Origin of the sequence: Bacillus sp. M13(2017), from assembly GCF_002218325.1 — a bacterium.
Classification (GTDB): domain Bacteria; phylum Bacillota; class Bacilli; order Bacillales; family Bacillaceae_G; genus Bacillus_A; species Bacillus_A thuringiensis_K.
The window spans coordinates 63,565-88,253 of sequence record NZ_KZ268511.1; the positions used below are offsets into that span (position 1 = coordinate 63,565).

The following is a 24,689-nucleotide window of genomic DNA, read 5'->3' on the forward strand; positions in this document are numbered from 1 at the left end:
TCAAGGTGTTTTCGTTATAAGCTCAAAACTTTCCGAATTAGCCCCAAGTATAAAAGGACTAACCTCGCCAACGCTATAAAGTTGCAATTCATGCATTGCGCGTGTGCAAGCAGTGTAGAACAATCTACGAATGCTCTCATCGCTGTACACATCTTTAGAAGCATCGTAAATAATAACAGCATCAAATTCAATACCTTTCGCTAAGTAAGCAGGGATCACGACAATGCCTTGCTCATACTCGGCTGAGTTACTCTTCACGAGTTTAATATTATCGATATGATTAAGTGCTTCGTATGCAGCGGCGCTTTCAGCTGCGGATTTACATATAATTGCGATTGTATTGTGCTGCTCTTTTTGTAGTTCAGCAACTTTGGCAGTAATATGTTCGTGCAGTTCGCTCTCATTCGCTACTTTCGTCACTGTGGGTTTCTCGCCGTCACGTTCAAAGGCGTGAATGTTCTTGCCTTCCGGTACGAGAGCGCGTGTGAATTCAATAATCGGTTTTGTGGAGCGATAGCTACGAGTTAAGTTAATGCCGTTTGTTTCGTCTGGACCGTATAAATTTGTAAGTGTATCGAAATTAACTGTTTCACTCGCATGAGCAAATATCGCTTGGTTAAAGTCGCCGAGTACTGTCATTCTCGCGGCAGGGAAGAGACGTTTTAAAAACTCGAACTGAAACGGCGAGTAATCTTGCGCTTCGTCTACGAGTACGTGTTTAATCGATCTGTTCGTTTGGAAGCCTTCAATTAACTCTTTTAAAAGTAAAAATGGCGTCGCATCCTCGTAATATAGCTTTCCTTCATCAAGCATGTTTACTGTTAATGAGCAAATGTCATCCCATTCTTTCGGTTTTTCCCCAGTAACCCATGATGCATCTGTGAAGAGTTGTTTATATATGCCTGTGAAATTGATGAAACGTAAAGTTTGAACACCTTTACGAAGGGGCTTCAATTTTTTACGGACAATCATACGTCCAAGTACTTTCGTTTCTTTCTCAAAATCATGGAAGGAGTTGTCGTCAAACTCGCCCTTTTTCTGTAAATATTTATAAGCCTTTTGGTATTCATCTTTACTAAGTAATTCAATTTCCTCTTCTACCCAAGGTTTTTTCAGTTCTGTTTTTTCAATCTCATCTATTTGTTTATTTAGCCAATCTGTTAACTTTTCAATTCGATTATGGAAGCGGAGGGAGGAATCAGTATTGTAAAACTGCTCTGTAATTTCTTTAGCAGAGACAATTAACTTTCCTCTAAATTTCATTCCTTTAAATAGCATGCCTGAAGATTCAAGAGATTGTCTGTACGTTCTAATCATCTCGAAAAATTGAGTAGATGCTTTAAATCGAATGCTCGCATTTCTCGTTTTATAGATAGGGCTATTCGTTTCAGTTAACATATATTCTAATTGTTCATAAGGATCTTCAACGTCAAATGACTTACTTAGTCTATGGTTTAAATATTCTTGAAATGTCACTTGCTGCATATTTTCTTCACCAAGTTCAGGTAGTACGTTAGAAACGTAGCTATTAAACATAGAGTTAGGGGAGAAGAGAATAATTTGATCCGCTTTTAGCCATTCGCGATATTTATATAGTAAGTAGGCGATTCGTTGCAGGGCAGCTGACGTTTTACCACTACCAGCAGCTCCTTGCACGATAAGAAGTCGGCCTTCATCGTGACGGATAATTTCATTTTGCTCGCGCTGAATTGTAGCGACGATGCTTTGCATATGTTTGTTCGTACCTTTTCCGAGCGCTTGTTGCAAGATTTCATCACCAATTGTAAGGCTCGTATCGAACATAGAATCAATCTCGCCATTTTGAATAATGTATTGTAATTTTTTCTCCACATTACCGTGGATTACGCCGCCTGGTGTACTGTATTCAGCCGGTCCTGGTGGATAATCGTAGTACACACTCGAAATAGGTGCGCGCCAGTCATATATAAGAAAGTTTTCTCCGCTTGCATCAGTAAGTGTAGCGACGCCGATATAAATTTGATCTGCGGCAGATTCTCCTTCTTCTTTAAAATCAATTCTTCCGAAATAAGGTGCTTTATGCATACGTCTTAATGCGGCAAGTCGATTAAAGGTGTGCTTATGGGTAATTTGTGTAACAGCTAGTGACTGAGCTTGTTGTCTTAAGTTGATAACTGTTTCAAGGTAATCATCAAAAGTATCAGTATTCACTTTTACGTCATCCCAAAAGTGTTTACGAATATTGATTACTTCTGCCCGGCGTCTGCCAGTTTCGTTTTCCAGTTTATCAATTTGCTGCGTAATCGTTTCGATTACGGTATCCAATCGTTTTTGCTCTAAATCAAGTTTTTTATTCATACGGTAAGCACTCCTTTAAAAGTGAAAAATAGAGGTTGACTGAAGATGTGTTTTGGTGTACAATTAAGATACGGATAAATACGTTCTTTGCATTTTGTAAAACGTGTTTCTGTACTAATTTAACATAGTTTTTTCATTTAATCAATGATAATAAGATAAACCTTGGTTCCGTGTGGCGTGAATCGAGGTTTTTTTGTTTTTCTTTAAGGGAGAATTGTAATTTTATTAAGGAGAATGTAAGTAAACCAAAGCAGAAAATCAGGAATAGGGGGATACTGATGGAAAAATATTTTGAGGAAGCACATCGTTTTTGTTCTCGTAATAGGAAGCACTTAGAAAAGGATGTTATATGTGGTTGTTTCTATTGTTTAGAAATTTTCCATCCAGAAAAAATTACAGAGTGGTGGGATGATGATAACACAGCAGTTTGTCCGCATTGCGGGATTGACTCTATTATCGGAGAAAGTTCTGGATGTAAAATAACAGAAACGTTTTTAAGTGAAATGCATAAAAGATGGTTTTAGTTAAATGAATGACAAAATAAACTTTCGTTAATGAAGAGGATACATAAAAAAAGCTCGGGCTAATCCCGAGCTTTTCATTATTTCTTTTCGTCTTTCTTAGCGTCAGCTTTTTTCTCTTCGAAAAGATCTTTTAAATCTTTATCGTCAACTTTTACGTCAGCTTTTTTGATTTCTTTCATCATAAGATCATTCATGAATGCAGCATCTTGTGCTTTCTTCTGAACTAGATCTTTTTTGATGTCGCCTTTTACTTCATCAAATGGTTTTTGTTCTTTAATGTCTGTTACTTTAATGATGTGGTAACCGAATTGTGATTTTACAGGCTCGCTTACTTCATCTTTTTTCAGTTTATAAGCAGCATCTTCGAATTCTTTAACCATTTTACCAGCAGTAAAGTAGCCAAGGTCTCCACCTTTTTCTTTTGAACCAGTATCTTCAGAGTATTGTTTCGCTAACTCTTCGAAAGATTTACCTTGTCCAAGTTCTTCTTTTACCTTTTTCGCAGTAGCTTCATCTTTTACAAGGATGTGGCTTGCTTTAATTTCAGGCTTGTAGTTTTCTTTTAGTTCTTTATCAGTGATTGTTTTCTCGATAGCTTTTTCTTGAGCTAATTGAGCACGCACACCAGTTTTTATAGTTTCTTCTTTAATACCTTGTTGTTTTAATAGTGTATCGAATTGATCACCGTATTGTTTTTTCATTTCATCGAACTTTTTGTCTACATCTTTGTCTTCAACTTTGTAGTTTTTAATAAGTACTTTTTCCATAACCATGTTGTTTAGTACTTGTTTACCAGCTTGTGTCTTCATTTGATCGTAGAATTCTTCTTTTGTAATGTCACCAGCTTTAGATGTAACGATTTTGTCTGATGATGATGTTCCACATGCTGATAATGCGATTACACTTGTTGCGGCTAAGGCAAGCATAGCTTTCTTCATTCAATAAACACTCCTACTATTATGTATTTTTAATTTATCCTACACCAATGAATTTTGATTCATAAGAGCCCGATTAAGTCTCACTGATACTTTTGCTTTTTTATATTGGTAAAGCGCGCTTAACAGGGCTTACCGTGGCTGAGGATAAAGTTTTGATGAATGTTTTGTTCTATAGTATAAGCAATATGTACAAAATTTAATATATCATATTTCGAACCGTTTTCATATTGATAAAGAAAAATTAACTAGCACGTGTCAGATTTTGAAAGTGTGCCATATTGGGCGCATGCCGCATATACAGAATAGAGGAGGGGATGGGGATGAATTCTCAACTTATTTTATTACTTGTACTGTTTATTTTATTGGTTATTGTAGGTATAATTTGCTTATAGAGGAAAAAAGTGAGGAAGGGGCTTTCCTTCCTCACTTTCCATGAAATATAATTTCTATATAACTAGAAATTAATAAAATTGTTATACATACATTAATAACCCGAAAGACACCGGGCTGGCGGCTCGCAGCTATTTGTTTTCGTTCACACAGTGTATGTGTCATGAAATTCGTGTAAAATATAACAAGAAGTGCGAATGCGACAAAAACAACTGTTATAAGTGTCATGAGGCGAGACCTCCTTTTGGCTAAAATACATATACATATATTGTATCACACGATATTTTGTTCGTGTTACAAAATTCAGAAATAGAAGACTTTGTGTTAGAAAGTGAGGGAGAAAATGGACGTTGTTAGAAGATTAGAACAAGCTGAATACTATGTAGACCTACTATTTAAAATGATTGATGAAGAGAAGTGTCCATTTTATTCTTTGATCATAAAGAAAAAAGCTCGTAAGAAAGATATTGAACGTATACTAAATCTTTGTGAAAAACTGAACGAGCAATATGTAGTGGAGAAAGCAGAAGGGCTTCTTTTGTTCGATGCGCTGTTAGATCAATTTGAAAAAGCGCTTCCACATCAGCTCGAAGTACACGAAACTGCGGAAGCGCTAGCAAAACAAGGTTTATTTAAGCCGCTTATGAATGAATTCTTAAGCATGATTGCGAAAAAATAAATAGATTATTTCTTAACTAACTTTTGATCGGATTCTGTAAAGTTCTCTTCAATATCTTCTAATGATTTCTCAAAAATATCGATAAAGTCTTGTCCGTAAATATTACGCAGGATTGCAATCAGTTCGATATTTTCTGGGAACTTCCCATAAAAATTACGAAGTGCAAGAGCTCCATTAAACACTGAATTATTTTCAGGATCATACTCCTCCATTAAGCGAAGTAGTAATTCTTCCCCTTTGTCTGTAATTTCAATGTACGTATTTCGTTTATCATCTTCCTTTTTTGAGAATACAAGATAGCCGCGTTCTTCCAGCTTTTTAGAGAAGTTAAACGCCGTTGATACGTGCATAACTCCAAACTTAGCAATCTCAGAAATAGAAGCCCCTTTTAAATGATAAGCGATTGTTAAAATATGATGTTCATTAATATTTAAATCGTAAGGTTTAATCCACTGCTGCCAATCTTTCTCTACACATTTCCATAACGCTTTCGATAATTGAGCAATGCGTTGGCTGAAAATCATCGCTTCTTTTACCGAGTAATCTTTTTCTCCACTTTTCATTTACTCACCCACTTTAACATTCTTTTTTCATTACTATCTATTATGCCAGTAAAATAAAAATTAATAAAGTCTTTTTGTGAGAATTGTGAAAATTTTTCGGAAAAATGACATTCTATACAAATCATGCATAACTATGGAAGCGTTTTATGAGTCGTGAATACATACGTTGTCCTTACATGTTAAGTGATAACATATATTGTAAATGCATAAAAACACGGCATATCTATACGATATGCCGTGTCAAGGTCAATTTATATAAAAAATATTTGTTATATGCAAAAAACTAAGCAGGAATTTGTTTACGCTTTTTCTGGAACAGCTTCTTGTAGTTTCTCAATTGACTTTTGGATGTCCAAAATTTCTTTCTCAATATGGCGCTTGTTTTGAGAAATATCTTGCTTCCAGTTAGAAAGTGTATCGTGCATATCGTCTTTTAATTCTTGAAACACTTCTTTACCTTCTGAAGCAGTTTCAACGATTTGACGTTTTAATAATTTCGTATCAGCTGTAATATCAGCTAAAGTCTTTTTAATATCATTTCCTTTTTCTTTTAACTTGCCGCGCATGTCTTTACCAGAAGAAGGAGTTGAGAAAAGAACAGCTAGTCCAGCAACTGCTCCGCCGCAAATAACACCTGTAATAAAGGATTTAGCTTTTGACATAAAAGGAGACCTCCTTATTTTTTGTTCGTATTCATGATGGAAAAAATATGCATATCTTTCTTATCTGTGCTATGCACAAACAATCATCCCTGAGCATTTTAAGTGAAGAAACAAGCCATGCGGAATTTGATGACTTCAGGGAAGTGGCTTGTTATGTATTACGCCTTCTTATAGTGTCATTATTTCACACTATTTGCAATTGTACTTGCGATGTTTTGTAAATTTTCCATAGTGTATTCATTTTGATGTGATTTCCAAACAGCACCGAAACCATCTTTTTCACCGTAGCGTGGAATTAAATGAAGGTGGAAGTGGAACACAGTTTGTCCAGCTTTTTCACCGTTATTGTTAAGTAGGTTAAAGCCAACTGGATTAAACTCTGCTTTAATCGCATTTGCGATTTTTGGAACGACAGAAAAAATGTGTGATGCGATTTCTGGCGTTAACGCAAAAATGTCTTGTTTGTGAACTTTCGGAATAACAAGAGTATGTCCTTTTGTTACTTGACTAATATCTAAAAATGCAAGCACATGTTCATCTTCGTATACTTTTGAGCAAGGGATTTGCCCGTCAATGATTTTACAAAAAATACAATTGTCTGCTGTATGATTCATTGATCTCATCCTTTCAAATATCCTTAGCCGTATTTTACCATAATTACATAAGAGAACAAACACGAAAAACAGGAAGCTGACTCAGCTTCCTGTTTTCTGAAGAGGGATTGAAAAAGCATTATCGTAATTTACGTTTCGCAGACACCTCATTTATTTAAGAAATGCACGGTAAATCGGCTAAAGTTTCTGCCGTAGACACCCCATTTTCAAGTGAAATGAATTGCAATCTTTTTTAAAATGAAATTGTTTATTTTTTAAAACAGTATATGCTCTTTCAGAGACACCCCGTTTCGAAAATGAAACAAATGATCTGGTTATGTGTAAATTTCATTGTCCAACTTGGACACCCCATTTCATGATGACTTCACTATGTTGTTGTACTCATCAATTGGTGGTTGCTTTTTCAATGTGTTCCTTCTTCAATAATTATGATGTCCGCTTTCGGAAAAATATATGCTAATAAATTTTAAAAATTTTTTTGAGTACATGGATACTATGTAGTACGGCATAATTTTTGGTAAGATGAATATAGAATGAATACTAATGAAGAAAGTGGTGTCGTATGAGCGAGTTATTGCGTGTAGAAAATGTTACAGGAGGATATACGAAACGACCTGTATTAAAAGACGTTTCGTTCTCTGTTAATAAAGGCGAACTTGTCGGCTTAATCGGTTTAAATGGAGCTGGTAAAAGTACGACGATTAAACATATTATCGGTTTAATGGAACCGAAAAAAGGAACTGTCACAATTAATGGGAAAACAATTCGTGATGATATGACAGCGTACCGTTCCAGCTTTTCATTCATTCCAGAAACGCCGGTATTATATGATGAATTAACGTTAGAAGAGCATTTGAAATTAACAGCTATGGCGTATGGTGTTGATGAAAAACAATATGAAGAACGTGTAGGACAACTACTACAAGAGTTTCGTATGAAAAATCGTTTAAAATGGTTTCCATCTCATTTCTCAAAAGGGATGAAACAAAAAGTAATGATTATGAGCGCATTTTTAGTGGAGCCATCTCTTTACATAGTAGACGAACCTTTCGTTGGATTAGATCCGTTAGCGATTCAATCGCTTCTTCAAATGATGGACCAAATGAAAAAGAGTGGCGCGGGTATTTTAATGAGTACACATATTTTAGCGACGGCAGAGCGTTACTGTGATTCGTTCATTATTTTGCATCAAGGTGAAGTAAGGGTGAAGGGAACGTTATCTGAACTGCAATCACAGTTTCATATGCCAGGTGCAACGTTAGATGATATTTACATCGCGCTAACAAAGGAAGAAGATTATGAATAGCACAGCGTTATGGAAAGAACGATTTCGTCACTTTCTAAAAGAAGTTCGTACATATAGTAAATACGTATTTAATGATCATTTGAAATTTATTTTCGTGTTCATCATCGGTGCGGGAGCGTATTATTACCAGCAATGGTTACAAACGTTAACAACTTCGTTTCCAACTGCGCTCGTAATGGCAGTATTAATTGGACTCGTGTTAACGGCTGGATCCATTCAAACATTATTAAAAGAAGCGGATCTCGTTTACTTACTGCCAGTTGAAGAAAAGTTAAAACCTTACTTCACAAAGGCATTTCTTTTTACATTTATGATTCAGTTATACATAATCGCAATCGTAGCAGCTGCGCTTGCTCCGTTATACTTCCAACAAATGAAGCAAACAGGAGCTGGCTACATATGGATCGTACTCGCATTTGTCATTGTAAAAGCGTGGAATTTATTTGTAGCGTGGGAAAAGTCATTTTTAACAGATCAAAATATACAAAGGGCTGATTGGTTTATTCGTTTTATCCTAAACGGTTTATTTGTATATTTCCTTGTAGAACGTACTTCAGTTCTTTTCATTGGTGGAATCGTCCTTCTCATGGTTTTATACCTGGCTATCATGCATCAAATGGTAAAGGGAAAGCCGCTAAACTGGGAGTATTTAATTTCTGAAGAAGGTAAGAAGATGATGTTGCTGTACCGCATTGCGAATATGTTCGTTGATGTACCAGCATTAAAAGAAAGAGTATCTCGCCGAAAATGGCTTGATTTCATTCTTTCGATAATCGGCGAAAAGCGTACATATTTATACTTATATACGAGAACGTTTTTAAGATCAGGTAACTATTTTGGATTATATGTGCGTCTGCTCGCTCTTGGAGGAGTTATTTTGTACTTCATTCCATTTTTATACGGGCGATTTATCGTAAGTTTTATTTTCCTATACTTAATCGGTTATCAGCTATTAACTTTATGGAAACATCACCGTATGAAAATTTGGCTTGATTTGTATCCAGTAAAGGTAGATGAAAAGAAGAAAGATTTTCTTACTTTATTAAATGCGATTCTAATCATCGGGAGCGTAATCTTTACAGTTATATTTGCACTAGCAACGAAAGATTTCATGATGACAGGAATTTTACTTATCCTAAGCATATTATTTAGTATCGGTTTCGTTTACCAATACGGGGCGAAGCGCATTGAGCGTTTAAATTGAAAGGAATGAACCTATGATTACATACGAAGAGAAGGTTATAAAAGAATTGGAGCAGTGGAAAGCTACATTCATGAAAGATTCTTCTATGATGACACGGTTCTCCAAAAAAGTGCAGACGAAAGTGCAACAGCTCATTCCGGCGAAAGTACAAAAGGTACTAACAGAGACGATTCGTATGATGGTGCAAACGATCAGCGCCGGGTCAAACTTTATAAAGCCGAAGCTAAAAGAGACGACATGGTCACTGCAAAGACGTGACGATGAAGTGCGTAAAAAAATGGATGAGTACAAAAAAATAGCAGCGGCAGAAGGAGCAGGGACGGGGGCTGGCGGTATTCTCCTCGGTCTTGCTGACTTTCCGCTTTTACTTACAATTAAAATTAAATTTTTATTCGATGCAGCAACGTTGTACGGATTTGATACGAGTAAACAAGAAGAACGTCTTTTTATCCTTCACGTTTTCCAACTCGCCTTTTCAAGTGATGATCATAGAAAAGAAATATGGAAAGCAATTGAAACGTGGGATACAGAAAAAGAAAATCATATGGACTGGGAAAAGTTCCAAACAGAGTACCGAGACTATATTGATTTAGCGAAAATGCTTCAGCTCGTACCAGTAATCGGTGCCCCAGTCGGCGCATATGCGAACTATCAATTGCTGCAAAGACTTGGAGAAGTGACGATGAATTGTTATCGTATGCGATTGCTGAATAGGGATTAAAAAGAAGGCGTCCTACATGTGTAATGTGGGACGCCTTTTCTTAGAAGCCAAGTCCGATATAGTTAACTCCAACTATAATCAATACGATAAAAAGTACAATGATTAATGAAAATCCGCTCTTACCAGCTTGTCCCGCTTCACCGCCGCCATTACCCCCACTACCCCATTACCACCAAGTCCCATACGATATCCTCTTTATTGTTATATATTGCTTTTACTTTATAATTTTCGGTATTTTCCTATAAATACCTTATGTAGTACTAATTAAATTGAAAATCATTTCGTTTTGTTTTATAATTTACTTACCGACCGGTAAGTAAAAATAAGTGAGGTACAGTATGACGAAGAATTTACAAACATCGCAGAACATTGTAGAGGCATCATTTAAACTTATGGCAGAACACGGCATTGAGAAGATGAGTCTTTCCATGATTGCGAAAGAGGTAGGTATTTCAAAACCGGCTATTTACTATCATTTTTCTTCTAAAGAAGCGTTAGTTGATTTTTTATTTGAAGAGATTTTTTCTGATTATCATTTCGCAAATTACTTCGATGAAGAGCAGTATACGAAAGAAAACTTTGCAGAAAAGCTAATCACAGATGGTTTACATATGCTCTCTGAGTATGAAGGGCAAGAAGGAATACTACGCGTTATCAATGAATTTATCGTAACTGCATCGCGAAATGAAAAGTACCAGAAACGTTTATTTGAAATACAAGAGGATTTCTTACATGGTTTCCACGATTTATTGAAGAAAGGCGCGAGACTGGGCGTTGTGTTACAACATGAAACGGAAGAAAATGCTCATACGCTAGCACTCGTGATCGATAATATGAGCAACTATATGCTCATGGGATTCCAGTTAAAGTATAAAGAAATTTGGATTCGAAATGTGAAAAACGTAATGAAGGAGGAGTAAAAATGAAAATGCAAAAAAACTGGTGGCTCGGTTTTCTTGGATTTATTGGGGTTTATAAAATACCAGGTATGATTGAAGCTTTTCAAGCGGATGGAAATTGGATGAAGTTAATCGGTTTCATTTGGCTACTTTGGTTCGGATATTTTATTCCTGAGAAGAAAGAAGATTGAATTTCAATTTTCTGTAAAGTTACGTAAAATATAGATTAAGAGTATTCATATATTAGATTACTAGATTTGGAGTGGTTACATGGAGCCATTGAAAAATGAAATTCACCCTGACATGGTCAAGGTGTGGAAAGTTCGTGCTGTAATTGAAGAAGGGATCGGTATTCTCGTCATTTTAGCTTACCTTTTCCTCATGATAAAGTTTGATTGGTGGGCATGGATTTTGTATGTGATGATTGGGCTAACAGTTGTGTTCGCACCATTTTCGTACTTCTTATTCCCGAAACTACGTCAACGTTATTACAGTTATCAATTAAATGAAGAAGAGCTTGAAATTCAGCACGGTCTTTTCGTCGTAAAGCGCGTATTAGTACCGATGATTCGTGTGCAGCACGTGACAATTGAACAAGGACCGATTATGAGAAAATATGACTTAGCAGAATTACATATTTCTACAGCGGCAACTTCTCACAGCATCCCAGGCTTAACGATGTATGAAGCAGAAATGTTGAAAACAAAAATCGCAGAATTAGCGAAAGTGAGTGATGAGGATGTATAAGAGGCAGCATCCAATCACGATGTTATTGGAATTAAAAATAAGAGATTTTATACCACTCTTTATTTTCATGTTTAGCTTAAATGGAAAATTCCCGTTTTGGTACTTAATTCCCGCTGCATTTGGTTTACTCACTGTCTTTTCAGCGTTTGAAAAATGGTATTACACAACATACTGGGTTGAAAATAACGTATTACATGTGAAGCAAGGTCTCTTTGTGAAAAAGGAGAGCTACTTAAATAAAGAACGTGTTCAAACAATCAATACAAGCTCTAACGTGTTATATCAAATGCTTGGCTTAAAGAAAATCCAAATTGAAACAGCTGGTGGGGGCGATGATGCGGAGGTTAGCTTAGCCGGTATTACAGTAGAAGAGGCAACTGAGCTTATTGCTTTGCTAAATGAGCCAACTCCAGAAGTGAAAGCAGAAGGAACGCTAGGCGAAAAAACGGAACATGAAGTAGAAAAAGAAATCGTTACAGAAGAAAAACAAACGACAGAATATAAATTGACTTGGAAAGAAATTTTACTAGCCTCTGTTACATCGGGGCAGTTTGGACTATTATTCTCGTTAATCTTTTTCGTGTATCACCAAGTACAGGAGTACATTCCGAAATGGATAGAGAATAGCGTAAAGTCATATGTAATGGAGTATGATATATATGGCTGGATTTTCATGGTAGCTATTTTGCTCGTCCTTTCGTGGATTATATCTACAATCGGTTATGCGCTAAAACATGGAGATTTCACAGTGAATCGAAGAAATGATGAAGTCCGCATTTCGCAAGGATTACTTGAGAAAAAAGAACTCGTACTAAAATTGCACCGTATTCAAGGTATTACCATAAAAGAAAGTATTTTACGTCAGCCATTCGGCTATTGTGCTGTGCAAGTAGAAGTGATTCAAAGTAAGGGAACGGATGATGAAAAAGAAAAAGTTACACTGCATCCAATCATTCGAAAAGATCGAGTACAACAGTTACTCGCGCATTTACAACTACCATACGAACTGGATACAAATATTATTTCATTACCAAAAGCAGCATTACGCCGCTATCTCATTGATAGTTTAATCTTTTTCGCTATGCTCGCAATCCCGCTTACTGGAATAAGCATATACTTTGAAAAGTATTACATCATGTGGGCATTACTACCGCTCGCAATCCTTATCTTTACACTTGGCTACGCAACATTTAAAACAAATGGTTACAGTGTTAACGGAGAACAAATTACACTTGTCTATCGTAGCGTCGGAAAATATACAGGACTTATTAGAAGAAGACACGTCCAATCAATGGAGAAGACACAATCATATTTCCAGCGCCGTGCGGATTTATGTACGTATAAGTTTTCGAGTGCATCATCTAGTTACAAAATAGAGCATACGAGAGTAGAAGATGCGGAGAGAATGCAGGATTGGTATAAGAAGAAAATAAATGAGAAATAACCAGAGAGAGCTTGCCTATTATGAAGGGCAAGCTTTCTCTGGTTATAGGGAAAAGAGTGGTTTAATCCATATATCAGTACAACTACAGCACACATGTACCAATACGTATGAAAAAAGGTAATATGCTTCTGTTTTAGGAAAATATGTGGGATTTTTGATATAAATGGTATAATAAAATGGAAATAGTATTAGGAGGTTATATATGATAAGTCAGTTGAAAAGAGAAGCACTTGATGCATTAAAAGGAAGATGGGGATTAGCGGTAGGGGCAACCTTATTAATTGGAATCCTTATTGGCGTTGTTGAAATGCTAACAACAGGTATTTTCTCGATATTTTGGGGTTGGGAAGAAGCAAGTGATTCATTTACAGTAAGTATTATTGTAATGCTTGTTATAGGTCCATTAACAATAGGTGCCTATTATCTTGTTTTAAATGCAATTCGTGGGACTGATGCTAGCATTGGTCATATATTTAGATGGTTTAGCGATGGAAGTAAGTTGATGAAGTCGTTTTTAACATATTTACTAATGTATGTATACTTGACTCTATGGACATTACTTCTTATTATCCCAGGTATTATTAAATCATTTTCTTATTCTATGACATATTTTATTTTGAATGATCATCCAGAATATACAGCGAATCAAGCGATTACTGAGAGTCGTCATATGATGAATGGACATAAAATGGATTACTTTTTACTATGCTTAAGTTTCTTAGGGTGGTTCATTTTAAGTATTCTTACTGTAGGAATTGGTTTCTTATGGTTAGTACCTTATTTCTACTCGACATCGGCAGCATTTTATGAAGAGATTTCAAAAGAATATTATAAAAAAGTGAGCACTACTTTCTAATAAAACATATAAACCACCTGTTCCCTATATTCTTTAGGGGATAGGTGGTTTTCTTTTTTGAGGAATTCGTCTAATAAATAGGTATAATTCTTTTTAGGAAAAATAAAAGGAGTAACAGAAATGAAATATACTTATCTATTTTGCGAATATAAAGTGAAACTTTAATCAGTGGGGATTTTGTTCATTCCCTACTAATTATTAGTTCTCACCAATCGGGCATTTATGGGCAGCCCGCCCCCGCCTAACTCCTTTGTTCTAGCTGAATTTTGAGGTGGGAGTTTTACTGCCCGTTAATGCGGGGTAAAACATTAGAAGAAGAACCACCAGGTACATATGAAATTTGTAATATATGTTATTGGGAAGATGATCCGGTTCAATTTGAAAATCATGACTATGAAGGTGGGGCAAATGAAGTCTCGTTAAGGCAAGCACAGAAAAATTTTATTGCATATGGTGCTTGCGAGGAATGTTTTATTGGATCAGTTAGAAAACCGACTAGTGAAGGATGCTAGTTGGCAGCGAATTTGTTAAGTAAAATGTTATTACTCAATTCAATGGGGGTAATAACATTTTTTATTTAGTGCTGAAAGAATTACTGCCGTCTTAAAGTAATAAGAAGGACTAAATCGGTAAATTTTATTAATGGATATATTTTCAATAAATACAAAAGTATAGATGTATAGTCAACTTTGTGTATTTAATGTTATCATATTGAATGATATGGAAATTTTTAATAGAATAAGTAACTAAAAATTCAAAGGTAATGCAGCTTTTGTTGTATAAAGAAAATACTTAGTAGTAATCAACAATATTAAAAATAAGATTCGTATTTATATAAATTTAGTAGAAATGGGGTTTTAAAAAGGAATGAGTATAAGCATAACGCGGCAAAAGATTTTAGCAGCTGCTTCTCAAATTGTACAATGTAAAGGGGTTGCTAAATTAACCTTAGAAGCAGTGGCAAAAGAGGCGGGTTTAAGTAAAGGTGGATTATTGTATCACTTTTCAAATAAAGAAGCTTTAATAGAAGGTATGATAGTCAGAGGGGTAGAGGATTATGAAGGGGCCATTTACAATAAAGTAGCGGAAGACTCAGAGAGGAAAGGGAGATGGGTTCGCTCTTTTGTAGAGGAAAGATTAAGTAATGAGAGAAGAACAGAAGAGTTGTCTAGCAGTATGATGGCAGCACTCATGTTAAAACCTGAATTACTTGAGCCGTTACAACAATCATTTCAGCAACTGCAAAAGAATATAGAAAATGATGAGATAGATTCAGTGTGTGCAACAATTATTAGATTAGCAGCAGATGGATTATGGTATTCGGAATATTTAGGGGTTGGAAGACTAAGGCCAGAGTTAAGAGAAAAAGTGATTCAAGCTCTTATTAGTAATTCATATAAATAGAATATACGAACTATATAATTTTAAAATAATTCACCATTGCTTCTTTAATGTAGTGGTGAATTGTTTTTTTTATTAGAAAAATAGAACAATTTTATAGAGTATTGAATTATAACCGTCCAGACGGTATAGTAATATTTGGTTTAAGAGGAAAATGAAACAAAAAAAGAATAAAAGATATTTTTAGCACACTATTCGAAAGGATAGGCCGCAAAGCTTAGAGTCTACGGTAATACATATTGGTTACTAAGATCGTCTGGTTGCACATTTTTGATGCAACCGGACGATCTTTTTTTGTTATATAAATATAAAAATTTAGGAGGGAACTATGCAAATGAAAAGTACTAAAAGGCACATTTCAATGGTTTCATTAGTTTTTCTAGTATTATTTTCAGTGCTGAATGTATGGGCTCCAGTTATTCAAGCTGCTGTGATGAAAAGTCCAGTGGACGAAATTAATATTTCCCGTACTGATGGCACGACATCTGAACCGTATCAAGCCTCAGATGGAATGAAAGTAGAAGTGAAGTGGTCAGCTAAAGAAAAAATAAAAAGTGGAGATCAGTTCACAATTGATATGCCAAAAGAGTTTCGAAAAGACCTTATGAATATGAGTTTTCCCTTAAAAGATGCTGAAGGAAAAACAGTTGGTACATGTGAGATGAAAAAGGGTTTATTAACATGTACTATGGGTGATTACGTAGAAGGAAAGAATAACATTAAAGGTTCTTTATTCGTAGAATTCTACTTTGGTCTAGAAGCATATGATGGTGTTAAAGAAATTCCATTAGAATTTAACGTTGATGGTCAAATCGTCAATAAAGAAGTAAGTGTAAATAATACGACAGAGAGACCGAAGCCACAGCCCAATACGGAAAATTTATTGAAATGGGGTTCTTATAATCAAGAAGATCCTTCAATTGCTGATTGGCTTGTATATGTAAATGCAACTGGAACAGAAATGCAAGATCTTAAATTAACAGATACATTAGGACCTGGGCATGAGTTAATTACAGACAGCGTAGTATTAGAAGAGGCTGTATTTGAAGATGGTTATGCACCAACAAATATTAAGCCAGCAGATTTATCTAACATTAAAATTAATGCAACAAAGACTGGATTTACAATTGAATTTCCAGACAGTTCAAAAGGCTATATTTTAAGATATAAAACAAAGGTTACAAATCCTGCTGCAAAGCCTCATAAAAATACTGTGAAATTAGAAGGTAAAAATATTGTAACTGAAGAAAAAGTAGGACAAGTATTTGTAAGTGGTGGGGGAGGATCCGGTTCAGGTGACGATAATCCACCTAGTATTGAAAAAAATATAGTTGATGAGAATGGCAAGCTTGTAGAGAATGAGCAGCTAACACAAATGGATCAAGTTATTCAATACCAAGTTGGTACACATATACCAAAAGATCCTCTTAAATACACATCAATGGTAATTAGTGATGATTTAGAAGATGTTTTAGAAGTATTAGAGGCAAAAGTGTATGATCAAAATGGCCAAGATATTACATCTAAAGGAACGTTAAATATAGATAAACAAAGAAGTGAAGTAACATTTACGTTTGGTGAGAATTTTGACTATAAGTCATATGAAGACCAGATAATTAATCTCAGTATCAAGGCGAAAATTAAAAATGATGCAGACTTATCTTCTTACGTAGATAAGAAGATTCCTAATAAAGCGGAATTACATTTTGATGATAAAACATTAACATCAAAAGAAGTAACTATTACGCCGCCTGAAGCTCCAAAAGATGGTACAGTATCGATTCATAAAATAGATTCTGAGAATCCGAACAAAGGGTTAAAAGGTGCCGAATTTGAAGTTCGAAATAGTGCAAATGAAGTTGTTGCAAAACTAAAAACGGACGAAAAAGGTTTTTCAGTACCTCAAACTTTAGCTCCTGGGACGTATAAAGTTTATGAAACAGTAGCACCAGAAGGATATCAAAAATTAACAAGCCCAGTAGAGGTTACACTTCAAGCTGGAGAAACAAAAACAATTGAAATTAAAAATACTATGCAAAAGGGTCAAATTGAAGTAAAGAAAATTGATTCGGAAAATGGTGAAAAACCATTAGCAAATGCAGAGTTTGATATAGTAAAAGACGGTGTAGTAGTCGAACATATTGTTACAGATAAAGATGGTAAGGCAACTTCTAAACCGTTAGCACTAGGAAAATATATTTTAAAAGAAACGAAAGCGCCTGAAGGCTACCAATTAAAAGAAATAGAGTTCGAAGTAAATGTAACAGGGGACGGCATATTTCCAATACAAGTGGAAAATGCAATGATAGACAAAGGTAATATAGAAATTACAAAAGTGGACAAAGAAAACGGGGCAGTATTAGCGAGTGTCGAATTTGAAGTCCAAGATGAGAAAGATGGAGTAGTAAGAAAAGTAGTAACAGATAAAGATGGAAAAGCAAACGTTTCAGATTTATCAGTAGGAAAGTACAAATTAGTAGAGACGAAAAGCTTACCGGGTTATAAAAAGCTAACAGAACCAGTACCATTTGAAATAAAAAAAGGTATGACAAAAGCTTTAGCAATAAAAGTAGAAAATGAGCAGTTAGACAAAGGCTCAGTAGAAATTACAAAAATAGATAAAGATAGTCAAAAAGTATTAGAAGGCGTAGTCTTCGAAGTGCAAGATGAGCAAGGCAAAGTAGTAACAGAAGTAAAAACAGATAAAGATGGTAAAGCAAAAATCTCTGATTTATCAGTAGGGAAGTACAAATTAGTAGAGACGAAAAGTTTACCAGGCTACAAAAAGCTAACAGATTCAGTATCATTCGAAATTACAAAAGGTATGACAACGGTCCTATCGTTGAAAGTAGAAAATGAACAGTTAGATAAAGGTTCAGTAGAAATTACAAAAGTAGATAAAGACAGCAAAAAAGTATTAAAAGGCGTAGTCTTTGAAGTGCAAGATGAAGCTGGAACAGTAGTAAAGGAAGTAAAAACAGATAAAGATGGTAAAGCAAAAATCTCAGATCTATCAGTAGGAAAGTACAAATTAGTAGAGAAAGAAAGTTTACCAGGTTATAAGAAACTAACAGATCCAGTATCATTTGAAATAAAAAAAGGCATGACCGAAGTTCTATCATTAAAAATAGAAAATGAAATGGTAGATACGGGAAATATAGAAATTACAAAGATAGATAAAGATAATAAAGCACCGTTAGCGGGAGTAACATTCATCGTCCAAGATGAAAAGGGTAATGAAGTTACAAAAGTAACGACAGATAAAGATGGAAAAGCAAATGTTTCAGATTTACCTGTAGGAAAGTATGAATTAGTAGAGGTAGAAAGTTTACCTGGTTATAAAAAGTTAGAAAAACCAATATCATTTGAAATAAAAAAAGGCATGACCGAAGTCCTATCATTAAAAGTAGAAAATGAAATGGTGGATACAGGGAATGTAGAGATAACAAAAATAGATAAAGATAGTAAAGCTCCATTAGAAAATGTTGTATTTGAAGTACGTGATTTAAAAGGAAAAGTAGTTGCGAAAGTAAAAACGGATAAAGAAGGAAAAGCAAACGTTTCAGATTTATCTATCGGGAAGTATGAGTTGGTAGAAGTAGAAACACCGGCAGGATACAAACCACTAGAAAAGCCAATTTCATTCGAAATTGAAAAGGGTAGAGTAACAGCGCTAAAGCTAACAGTAGAAAATGAATTAGTGGATACAGGAAATGTAGAAATTACAAAAGTAGACAAAGAAACGAAAGATGCTTTAGCTGATGCAGTCTTTGAAATTCAAGATGAAGCAGGACAAGTAGTCGCTAAAATAACGACAGATAAAAAAGGACAAGCACAAGCTACTAATTTATCAGTTGGCACATACAAGTTAGTAGAAGTAAAAGCACCAAAAGGATATAAACAATTAGTAGATCCGATTACTTTCCAAATTGAAAAAGGCATGACAAAATCTCTTGCTTTAACAGTAGAAAATGAAATGTTAGACAAGGGAAATGTAGAAATCACAAAAGTAGATAAAGATAGTCAAAAAGTATTAGCAGGTGTAGTCTTCGAAGTACAAGACGAACAAGGCAAAGTAGTAACAGAAGTAACGACAGATAAAGAAGGAAAAGCAACAATTTCAGATTTATCAGTAGGAAAGTATAAATTAGTAGAAAAAGAAAGCTTACCAGGCTACAAAAAATTAACAGAACCAGTATCGTTTGAAATTAAAAAAGGTATGACGAAAGTTTTATCATTGAAAGTAGAGAACGAACAGTTAGACAAAGGTTCAGTAGAGATTACAAAAGTGGACAAAGAAAGTGGCGCAGTATTAGCGGGCGTAACATTCGAAGTGCAAGATGAAAAAGATAAAGTAGTAACGAAAGTAACAACAGATAAAGAAGGAAAAACAACAATTTCAGATTTATCAGTAGGAAAATATAAGCTAGTAGAGGTAGAAAGCTTACCAGGATATAAAAAACTAGCGAAACCAGTATCATTCGAAATCAAAAAAGGTATGACAGAAGTCTTATCACTAAAAGTAGAGAATGAACTAGTAGACAAAGGCTCAGTAGAAATCACAAAAGTAGATAAAGATAGTCAAAAAGTATTAGAAGGCGTAGTCTTCGAAGTACAAGACGAACAAGGCAAAGTAGTAACGGAAGTAAAAACAGATAAAAATGGTAAAGCAAAAATCTCAGACTTATCTGTAGGAAAGTACAAATTAATAGAAAAAGAAAGTTTACCAGGTTACAAAAAATTAACAGAACCAGTATCATTCGAAATTAAAAAGGGTATGACAGAAGTTCTATCATTAAAAGTAGAGAATGAACAGTTAGACAAAGGTTCAGTAGAAATTACAAAAGTAGATAAAGATAGTCAAAAAGTATTAGAAGGCGTAGTTTTCGAAGTACAGGACGAACAAGGTAAAGTAGTAACGGAAGTAAAAACAGATAAAAATGGTAAAGCAAAAATCTCAGACTTATCTGTAGGAAAGTACAAATTAGTAGAGAAAGAAAGCTTACCAGGCTACAAAAAATTAACAGAACCAGTATCGTTTGGAATTAAAAAGGGTATGACAGAAGTTCTATCATTAAAAATAGAAAATGAAATGGTAGATACGGGAAATGTAGAAATTACAAAAATAGATAAAGATAATAAGGCACCGTTAGCAGGTGTAGTCTTTGAAGTACAAGACGACAAAGGCAAAGTAGTAACGAAAGTAACGACAGATAAAGCTGGAAAAGCAATAGTTGCAGATTTATCAGTAGGAAAGTACAAGCTAGTAGAAGTAGAGAGTTTACCAGGCTACAAAAAATTAGAAAAGCCTGTACTATTTGAAATTACAAAAGGTATGACAAAATCTTTAGCGTTCACTGTAGAAAATGAAATGGTAGATACGGGGAATGTAGAAATCACAAAAATAGATAAAGACAGTAAAGCACCATTAGAAAATGTTGTATTTGAAGTACGTGACTCAAAAGGCAAAGTAGTTGCGAAAGTAACAACGGATAAAGAAGGAAAAGCAGACGTTTCAGATTTATCTATTGGAAAGTATGAGTTAGTAGAAGTAGAAACACCAGCAGGCTACAAACCACTAGAAAAGCCAGTTTCATTCGAAATCAAAAAAGGTATGACGAAAGTCTTATCATTGAAAGTAGAGAATGAACAGTTAGACAAAGGTTCAGTAGAAATTACAAAAATGGCTGCTGAAAGCAAGGAAGTCTTATCAGGAGCTGTGTTTGAAGTTCATGATGAAAAGGGAAAAGTAGTAGTGAAAGTAACAACAGATAAAGATGGAAAGGCAAAAATCGCAGATCTATCTGTAGGTAACTACACACTAGTAGAAGTAGAAGCACCAAAAGGATATGAAAAATTAACTAATCCAATTCCATTTGAAATTACAAATGGAATGATAAATGCAGTTCAATTAGAAGTATTAAACAAATTGAATCATTTAGCACCACCAGATCCAGAAACACCAGATCCAGAAAATCCTGGAACACCAGATCCAGAAAATCCTGGAACACCAGATCCAGAAAATCCTGGAACACCGGATCCAGAAAATCCTGGAATACCAGATCCAGAAAATCCTGGAACACCAGATCCAGAAAATCCTGGAACACCAAATTCAGAGAAACCTGGAACCCCGAATTCAGAAAATCCTGGAACACCAGATCCAGAGAAACCTGGAACACAAAATCCAGAAAAACCTGAAAAAGAATTACCGAAGACAGGGCAGAAAATGCCTGTGGAACCATATATGGGAGCACTTCTTGTAATGATGAGTTTTGGATTACTCGTATTAGGTAGAAAACAGCAGAGATAATAAATGTGAAAAGGTATCCTCAAAGTATTTGAGGATACCTTTTTTAGCATAAAAAAAGGCATCTAGCAAAAGTACTAGATGCAAATAAAAACACAAGGGAAGACAAAATTCTTCCCTTTTCCCGTATGTAATTATATCAAAAAATTTATAAAAAACTAGCTATATTTCAAATATAATTTTTAAAAAAGTTATATACATAAATAATTGCAATACACGCAGTTTTATCTTTCTGAAAAATCTATTTCTTTATTTTTGAATATTAAGACTAATGTTGATAAATCTTCAGATAATTAGAAAAAATACCCGAAAGGATATATAATATTGCTTAATAAATAATTTTAATGAATTACGTATATTTCATTTGGTGTATTAATTGAATATCATAATTTTAAATTTTATTAAGCAAGAATCTCGGTTACTTATTGCATTTCTAACATAGGGTGAGATAGAAAAATACAATAGTGTGGAGGTTTTTATAATGACGTTTGTTCTTAGTAAAATGAGTGGCTTTAGCATAGAAGAAAAGGTACATGAATTTGAATCTAAAGGATTCCTTGAAATCTCAAATGAAATCTTTTTACAAGAGGAAGAGAATCATCGTTTATTAACACAAGCACAGTTAGATTATTATAATTTGGAAGATGATGCGTACGGTGAATGCCGTGCTAGATCTTATTCAAGGTATATAAAGTATGTTGATTCACCAGATTATATTTTAGATAATAGTAATGATTACTTCCAATCTAAAGAATATAACTATGACGATGGCGGGAAAGTTAGACAGTTCAATAGCATAAATGATAGCTTTTTATGTAATCCTTTAATTCAAAATATCGTGCGTTTCGATACTGAATTTGCATTTAAAACAAATATAATAGATACAAGTAAAGACTTAATTATAGGTTTACATCAAGTAAGATATAAAGCTACTAAAGAAAGACCATCTTTTAGTTCACCTATTTGGTTACATAAAGATGATGAACCAGTAGTGTTTTTACACCTTATGAATTTAAGTAATACAGCTATTGGCGGAGATAATTTAATAGCTAATTCTCCTCGGGAAATTAATCAGTTTATAAGTTTGAAGGAGCCTTTAGAAACTTTAGTATTTGGACAAAAGGTCTTCCATGCCGTAACGCCACTTGGAACAGAATGTAGTACGGAGGCTTTTCGCGATATTTTATTAGTAACATTTTCTTATAAGGAGACAAAATGAGAGAGAATAAAATAATTATGATTTCTGGAGCCAATAGCGGTATAGGTTATGCTTGTATAAAATACTTTTTAGAAAAATCATTTCATGTAATAGCGCTTGATATTAATAATAATAATTTAATAGATTATATGAAAACAGATATGCCTTTGAAAGTAGTGCAAATTGATTTAAGTAATAGCGGAGCGATTCATAATCTTTTTACTCAATTAGATTTAGAAAAGCTTTCTCCTGATATATTAATAAATGCAGCTGGTATTCGAGAGATAACACCTGTTTTACATTTATCCGATGATATGTTTAAAAAAGTAATTGATGTAAATTTAGTAGCCCCATTTATCCTTTCTAGGGAAGTAGCGAAGCGATGGTGTGAATCGAAAATAAAAGGTTGTATTGTGAATATAGCATCGGTTTCTGGATTAATGGCTGAACCAGAGCGAGCTGCTTATGTTGCATCAAAGCATGCTTTAATCGGATTAACTAAACAGATGGCTATGGAATTTGGGAAGCAAAATATAAGGGTAAATAGCATTTCTCCTGGTGTTATTAGAACTGAACTTACAGAAGAATACTTTAGTAATAAAGCCTTGATGTCTATGATAAAAAGTAATCAATCTTTAGATACTTGGGGGTTGCCGCAGGATATTGTTTCATGTATTGAGTACTTGATTTCTGATCAGGCCCGCTTTATTACTGGTTCTAATTTTGTAATTGATGGTGGTTGGACTGCTGGGAAAAATTTATAATTGAGTGTTTTTGAGGAAAAGCACCTGTCCTTTTTTAGGCTGGTGTTTTTCTCACTATAAACCGAGTTTTTATTGGAGGGGGATTAATTTGCTTCAAAAAAGTTTTAAGCAAGAGAAAACGGTACCGGCCTTAAAGATGATAGCGTCAATGGTTATCTTTGGATCAGTTGGATTTTTTTCGGTTCAAACAAACTTACCTTCGTTTGAATTAGTGTTTGTAAGGTGTATTTTTGCGACAATATTTTTAAGTGTATGCTGGTTGCTTACAGGGCAATATAAACAAGATAAATGGGAACGAAAAGAAGTTATTCAAGTTTTAATATGTGGCTTTTTCTTAGTATTTAATTGGGTTTTCTTATTTAAAGCCTTTGAAAATATGTCAGTTACAATTGCTATCTCAGTTTATCATCTTGCACCAGTAATTGTACTGTTAATTGGAAGTATCGTCTTTAAAGAAAAATTAACATTAATATCTATCATTTCAATAGTTGTGTGTTTTGCAGGAGCTTTATTAATTGCTGGTATCGATGGAAGCTTCTCTGTCGGCTCATTAATGTCTTCAGGTATGATATGGGGATTTCTTGCAGCTCTCTTTTATGCATTTACAACTTTATTTGGTAAAGGGATTAACAAAATGAGTGCGTATGCAATGACATTTTTACAAACATTCTTGGGGATATTTCTTTTAATACCATTTATAGATTTAGATGCTTTTAGTGGCCTCACTCAAAGTAATTGGACATATATTATAGCTACTGGTTTTATTCACACAGGGATAGTATATTATCTGTTTTTTGATAGTCTACGTTATTTATCTACAAAAACAATCTCAATATTAGTTTTTTTAGATCCGGCAGTGGCAATATTATTAGATACTGTACTTACTGGATTCCGTCCAACTTTAATGCAAATAACAGGAATTCTTTTTATTTTTATTGGCATGACTTTAACATTAAAAAAATCTAAAGATAAAAAACTGAGCCAAAAAGAAAATCAAATTGAAAGCGATGCTAGTATATCTCAACAATAATGAAATATATTGTGCATAAAACGATAAACCTTGCATGAATTATGTAAGGTTTATTTTAGTTCAAAATAATTCATATTTATAATATATAATTTTCAAAACTGAGGT

At 34.4% G+C, this 24,689-nt stretch carries 21 protein-coding genes, 2 pseudogenes and 1 riboswitch; of the genes and pseudogenes, 16 read left to right on the top strand and 7 right to left on the bottom strand.

The window, feature by feature from the left end; all coding sequences use genetic code 11:
• On the bottom strand, positions 1-2,337 hold the full coding sequence (gene helD, locus CGQ22_RS22555; protein ID WP_089149388.1) for an RNA polymerase recycling motor HelD: 2,337 nt from the start codon (positions 2,335-2,337) through the stop codon (positions 1-3).
• A 278-nt stretch (positions 2,338-2,615) separates the two neighbouring features.
• Here helD and CGQ22_RS22560 point away from each other — a divergent pair, with 278 nt between their 5' ends.
• Entirely contained in the window at positions 2,616-2,861 is a 246-nt protein-coding gene (locus CGQ22_RS22560; RefSeq protein ID WP_000417114.1) for a hypothetical protein, read from the top strand.
• Between the two features lie 77 nt (positions 2,862-2,938).
• Here the strand turns inward: CGQ22_RS22560 and prsA are convergent, their stop codons facing one another.
• Both prsA and CGQ22_RS22575 read right to left on the bottom strand, forming a co-directional pair.
• Entirely contained in the window at positions 2,939-3,799 is an 861-nt protein-coding gene (gene prsA / locus CGQ22_RS22565; RefSeq protein ID WP_000710057.1) for a peptidylprolyl isomerase PrsA, read from the bottom strand.
• A gap of 423 nt (positions 3,800-4,222) precedes the next feature.
• On the bottom strand, positions 4,223-4,417 hold the full coding sequence (locus CGQ22_RS22575; protein WP_000172690.1) for a hypothetical protein: 195 nt from the start codon (positions 4,415-4,417) through the stop codon (positions 4,223-4,225).
• Between the two features lie 115 nt (positions 4,418-4,532).
• Between CGQ22_RS22575 and CGQ22_RS22580 the strand changes: the two genes are divergently transcribed.
• Entirely contained in the window at positions 4,533-4,868 is a 336-nt protein-coding gene (locus tag CGQ22_RS22580) for a DUF1878 family protein (RefSeq protein ID WP_000383655.1), read from the top strand.
• A 5-nt stretch (positions 4,869-4,873) separates the two neighbouring features.
• Here CGQ22_RS22580 and CGQ22_RS22585 read toward each other — a convergent pair whose 3' ends face one another.
• The 3 genes from CGQ22_RS22585 to CGQ22_RS22595 all read right to left on the bottom strand — a co-directional run bounded on the left by CGQ22_RS22585 (position 4,874) and on the right by CGQ22_RS22595 (position 6,707).
• Positions 4,874-5,431, bottom strand: a complete 558-nt coding sequence (locus CGQ22_RS22585) for an HTH-type transcriptional regulator Hpr (RefSeq protein WP_000834924.1) — start codon at positions 5,429-5,431, stop codon at positions 4,874-4,876.
• A 299-nt stretch (positions 5,432-5,730) separates the two neighbouring features.
• On the bottom strand, positions 5,731-6,093 hold the full coding sequence (locus CGQ22_RS22590; RefSeq protein ID WP_000030300.1) for a YtxH domain-containing protein: 363 nt from the start codon (positions 6,091-6,093) through the stop codon (positions 5,731-5,733).
• 179 nt (positions 6,094-6,272) lie between these two features.
• Positions 6,273-6,707: an HIT family protein gene (locus CGQ22_RS22595; protein ID WP_001016835.1), complete on the bottom strand. Its 435-nt coding sequence runs from the start codon at positions 6,705-6,707 to the stop codon at positions 6,273-6,275.
• Between the two features lie 562 nt (positions 6,708-7,269).
• Here CGQ22_RS22595 and ecsA point away from each other — a divergent pair.
• From ecsA to ecsC, 3 genes are read left to right on the top strand one after another with little or no spacing between them, the layout of a single operon-like run.
• Positions 7,270-8,013: an ABC transporter ATP-binding protein EcsA gene (ecsA, locus tag CGQ22_RS22605; RefSeq protein WP_089149389.1), complete on the top strand. Its 744-nt coding sequence runs from the start codon at positions 7,270-7,272 to the stop codon at positions 8,011-8,013.
• The gene (gene ecsB, locus CGQ22_RS22610) at positions 8,006-9,217 is read left to right on the top strand and encodes an ABC transporter permease EcsB (RefSeq protein WP_046945946.1); all 1,212 of its coding nucleotides are present in this window, start codon (positions 8,006-8,008) and stop codon (positions 9,215-9,217) included. The genes ecsA and ecsB overlap by 8 nt, the downstream gene beginning before the upstream one ends.
• A 13-nt stretch (positions 9,218-9,230) precedes the next feature.
• Positions 9,231-9,938 (top strand): ecs operon protein EcsC, encoded by a 708-nt coding sequence (gene ecsC, locus CGQ22_RS22615; protein WP_000634142.1) that lies wholly within the window; start codon positions 9,231-9,233, stop codon positions 9,936-9,938.
• Positions 9,939-9,978: 40 nt separating this feature from the next.
• On the opposite strand, the pseudogene CGQ22_RS22620 reads toward ecsC, so the two are convergent.
• Positions 9,979-10,121, bottom strand: a pseudogene (locus CGQ22_RS22620) (YjcZ family sporulation protein).
• Between the two features lie 155 nt (positions 10,122-10,276).
• Between CGQ22_RS22620 and CGQ22_RS22625 the strand changes: the two are divergent.
• From CGQ22_RS22625 to CGQ22_RS22675, 11 genes and pseudogenes are all read left to right on the top strand, one after another.
• Positions 10,277-10,858: a TetR/AcrR family transcriptional regulator gene (locus CGQ22_RS22625; RefSeq protein WP_061883865.1), complete on the top strand. Its 582-nt coding sequence runs from the start codon at positions 10,277-10,279 to the stop codon at positions 10,856-10,858.
• A gap of 2 nt (positions 10,859-10,860) precedes the next feature.
• Positions 10,861-11,028 (top strand): hypothetical protein, encoded by a 168-nt coding sequence (locus CGQ22_RS32130; protein WP_000783813.1) that lies wholly within the window; start codon positions 10,861-10,863, stop codon positions 11,026-11,028.
• A gap of 79 nt (positions 11,029-11,107) precedes the next feature.
• Entirely contained in the window at positions 11,108-11,584 is a 477-nt protein-coding gene (locus CGQ22_RS22635; RefSeq protein ID WP_000433536.1) for a PH domain-containing protein, read from the top strand.
• The gene (locus CGQ22_RS22640; protein ID WP_000278177.1) at positions 11,577-13,028 is read left to right on the top strand and encodes a PH domain-containing protein; all 1,452 of its coding nucleotides are present in this window, start codon (positions 11,577-11,579) and stop codon (positions 13,026-13,028) included. The genes CGQ22_RS22635 and CGQ22_RS22640 overlap by 8 nt, the downstream gene beginning before the upstream one ends.
• Positions 13,029-13,230: 202 nt before the next feature.
• The gene (locus CGQ22_RS22645) at positions 13,231-13,884 is read left to right on the top strand and encodes a DUF975 family protein (RefSeq protein ID WP_000625406.1); all 654 of its coding nucleotides are present in this window, start codon (positions 13,231-13,233) and stop codon (positions 13,882-13,884) included.
• 293 nt (positions 13,885-14,177) lie between these two features.
• Positions 14,178-14,415: pseudogene (locus tag CGQ22_RS22650) on the top strand (CPCC family cysteine-rich protein).
• Positions 14,416-14,751: 336 nt separating this feature from the next.
• Positions 14,752-15,288: a TetR/AcrR family transcriptional regulator gene (locus tag CGQ22_RS22655; protein WP_000028009.1), complete on the top strand. Its 537-nt coding sequence runs from the start codon at positions 14,752-14,754 to the stop codon at positions 15,286-15,288.
• Positions 15,289-15,460: 172 nt separating this feature from the next.
• Positions 15,461-15,553, top strand: a riboswitch (cyclic di-GMP riboswitch).
• Between the two features lie 60 nt (positions 15,554-15,613).
• Complete coding sequence (locus tag CGQ22_RS22660) at positions 15,614-21,595, top strand: SpaA isopeptide-forming pilin-related protein (RefSeq protein ID WP_089149390.1); 5,982 nt, start codon at positions 15,614-15,616, stop codon at positions 21,593-21,595.
• A gap of 478 nt (positions 21,596-22,073) precedes the next feature.
• Positions 22,074-22,811 (top strand): 2OG-Fe dioxygenase family protein, encoded by a 738-nt coding sequence (locus CGQ22_RS22665; protein WP_000144819.1) that lies wholly within the window; start codon positions 22,074-22,076, stop codon positions 22,809-22,811.
• Positions 22,808-23,554, top strand: a complete 747-nt coding sequence (locus CGQ22_RS22670) for an SDR family NAD(P)-dependent oxidoreductase (protein WP_139032720.1) — start codon at positions 22,808-22,810, stop codon at positions 23,552-23,554. Before CGQ22_RS22665 ends, CGQ22_RS22670 begins: the two co-directional genes overlap by 4 nt.
• Before the next feature lie 88 nt (positions 23,555-23,642).
• Positions 23,643-24,584 carry a DMT family transporter gene (locus tag CGQ22_RS22675; protein WP_000939631.1) on the top strand — a complete coding sequence of 314 codons (942 nt, stop codon included), beginning with the start codon at positions 23,643-23,645 and terminating at the stop codon, positions 24,582-24,584.
• Positions 24,585-24,689: the final 105 nt, after the last annotated feature.

Coding starts and splice junctions, on each gene's coding strand:
- helD (WP_089149388.1), bottom strand. CDS start 2,337: ATGAATAAAAAACTTGATTTAGAGCAAAAACGATTGGATACCGTAATC.
- CGQ22_RS22560 (WP_000417114.1), top strand. CDS start 2,616: ATGGAAAAATATTTTGAGGAAGCACATCGTTTTTGTTCTCGTAATAGG.
- prsA (WP_000710057.1), bottom strand. CDS start 3,799: ATGAAGAAAGCTATGCTTGCCTTAGCCGCAACAAGTGTAATCGCATTA.
- CGQ22_RS22575 (WP_000172690.1), bottom strand. CDS start 4,417: ATGACACTTATAACAGTTGTTTTTGTCGCATTCGCACTTCTTGTTATA.
- CGQ22_RS22580 (WP_000383655.1), top strand. CDS start 4,533: ATGGACGTTGTTAGAAGATTAGAACAAGCTGAATACTATGTAGACCTA.
- CGQ22_RS22585 (WP_000834924.1), bottom strand. CDS start 5,431: ATGAAAAGTGGAGAAAAAGATTACTCGGTAAAAGAAGCGATGATTTTC.
- CGQ22_RS22590 (WP_000030300.1), bottom strand. CDS start 6,093: ATGTCAAAAGCTAAATCCTTTATTACAGGTGTTATTTGCGGCGGAGCA.
- CGQ22_RS22595 (WP_001016835.1), bottom strand. CDS start 6,707: ATGAATCATACAGCAGACAATTGTATTTTTTGTAAAATCATTGACGGG.
- ecsA (WP_089149389.1), top strand. CDS start 7,270: ATGAGCGAGTTATTGCGTGTAGAAAATGTTACAGGAGGATATACGAAA.
- ecsB (WP_046945946.1), top strand. CDS start 8,006: ATGAATAGCACAGCGTTATGGAAAGAACGATTTCGTCACTTTCTAAAA.
- ecsC (WP_000634142.1), top strand. CDS start 9,231: ATGATTACATACGAAGAGAAGGTTATAAAAGAATTGGAGCAGTGGAAA.
- CGQ22_RS22625 (WP_061883865.1), top strand. CDS start 10,277: ATGACGAAGAATTTACAAACATCGCAGAACATTGTAGAGGCATCATTT.
- CGQ22_RS32130 (WP_000783813.1), top strand. CDS start 10,861: ATGAAAATGCAAAAAAACTGGTGGCTCGGTTTTCTTGGATTTATTGGG.
- CGQ22_RS22635 (WP_000433536.1), top strand. CDS start 11,108: ATGGAGCCATTGAAAAATGAAATTCACCCTGACATGGTCAAGGTGTGG.
- CGQ22_RS22640 (WP_000278177.1), top strand. CDS start 11,577: ATGTATAAGAGGCAGCATCCAATCACGATGTTATTGGAATTAAAAATA.
- CGQ22_RS22645 (WP_000625406.1), top strand. CDS start 13,231: ATGATAAGTCAGTTGAAAAGAGAAGCACTTGATGCATTAAAAGGAAGA.
- CGQ22_RS22655 (WP_000028009.1), top strand. CDS start 14,752: ATGAGTATAAGCATAACGCGGCAAAAGATTTTAGCAGCTGCTTCTCAA.
- CGQ22_RS22660 (WP_089149390.1), top strand. CDS start 15,614: ATGCAAATGAAAAGTACTAAAAGGCACATTTCAATGGTTTCATTAGTT.
- CGQ22_RS22665 (WP_000144819.1), top strand. CDS start 22,074: ATGACGTTTGTTCTTAGTAAAATGAGTGGCTTTAGCATAGAAGAAAAG.
- CGQ22_RS22670 (WP_139032720.1), top strand. CDS start 22,808: ATGAGAGAGAATAAAATAATTATGATTTCTGGAGCCAATAGCGGTATA.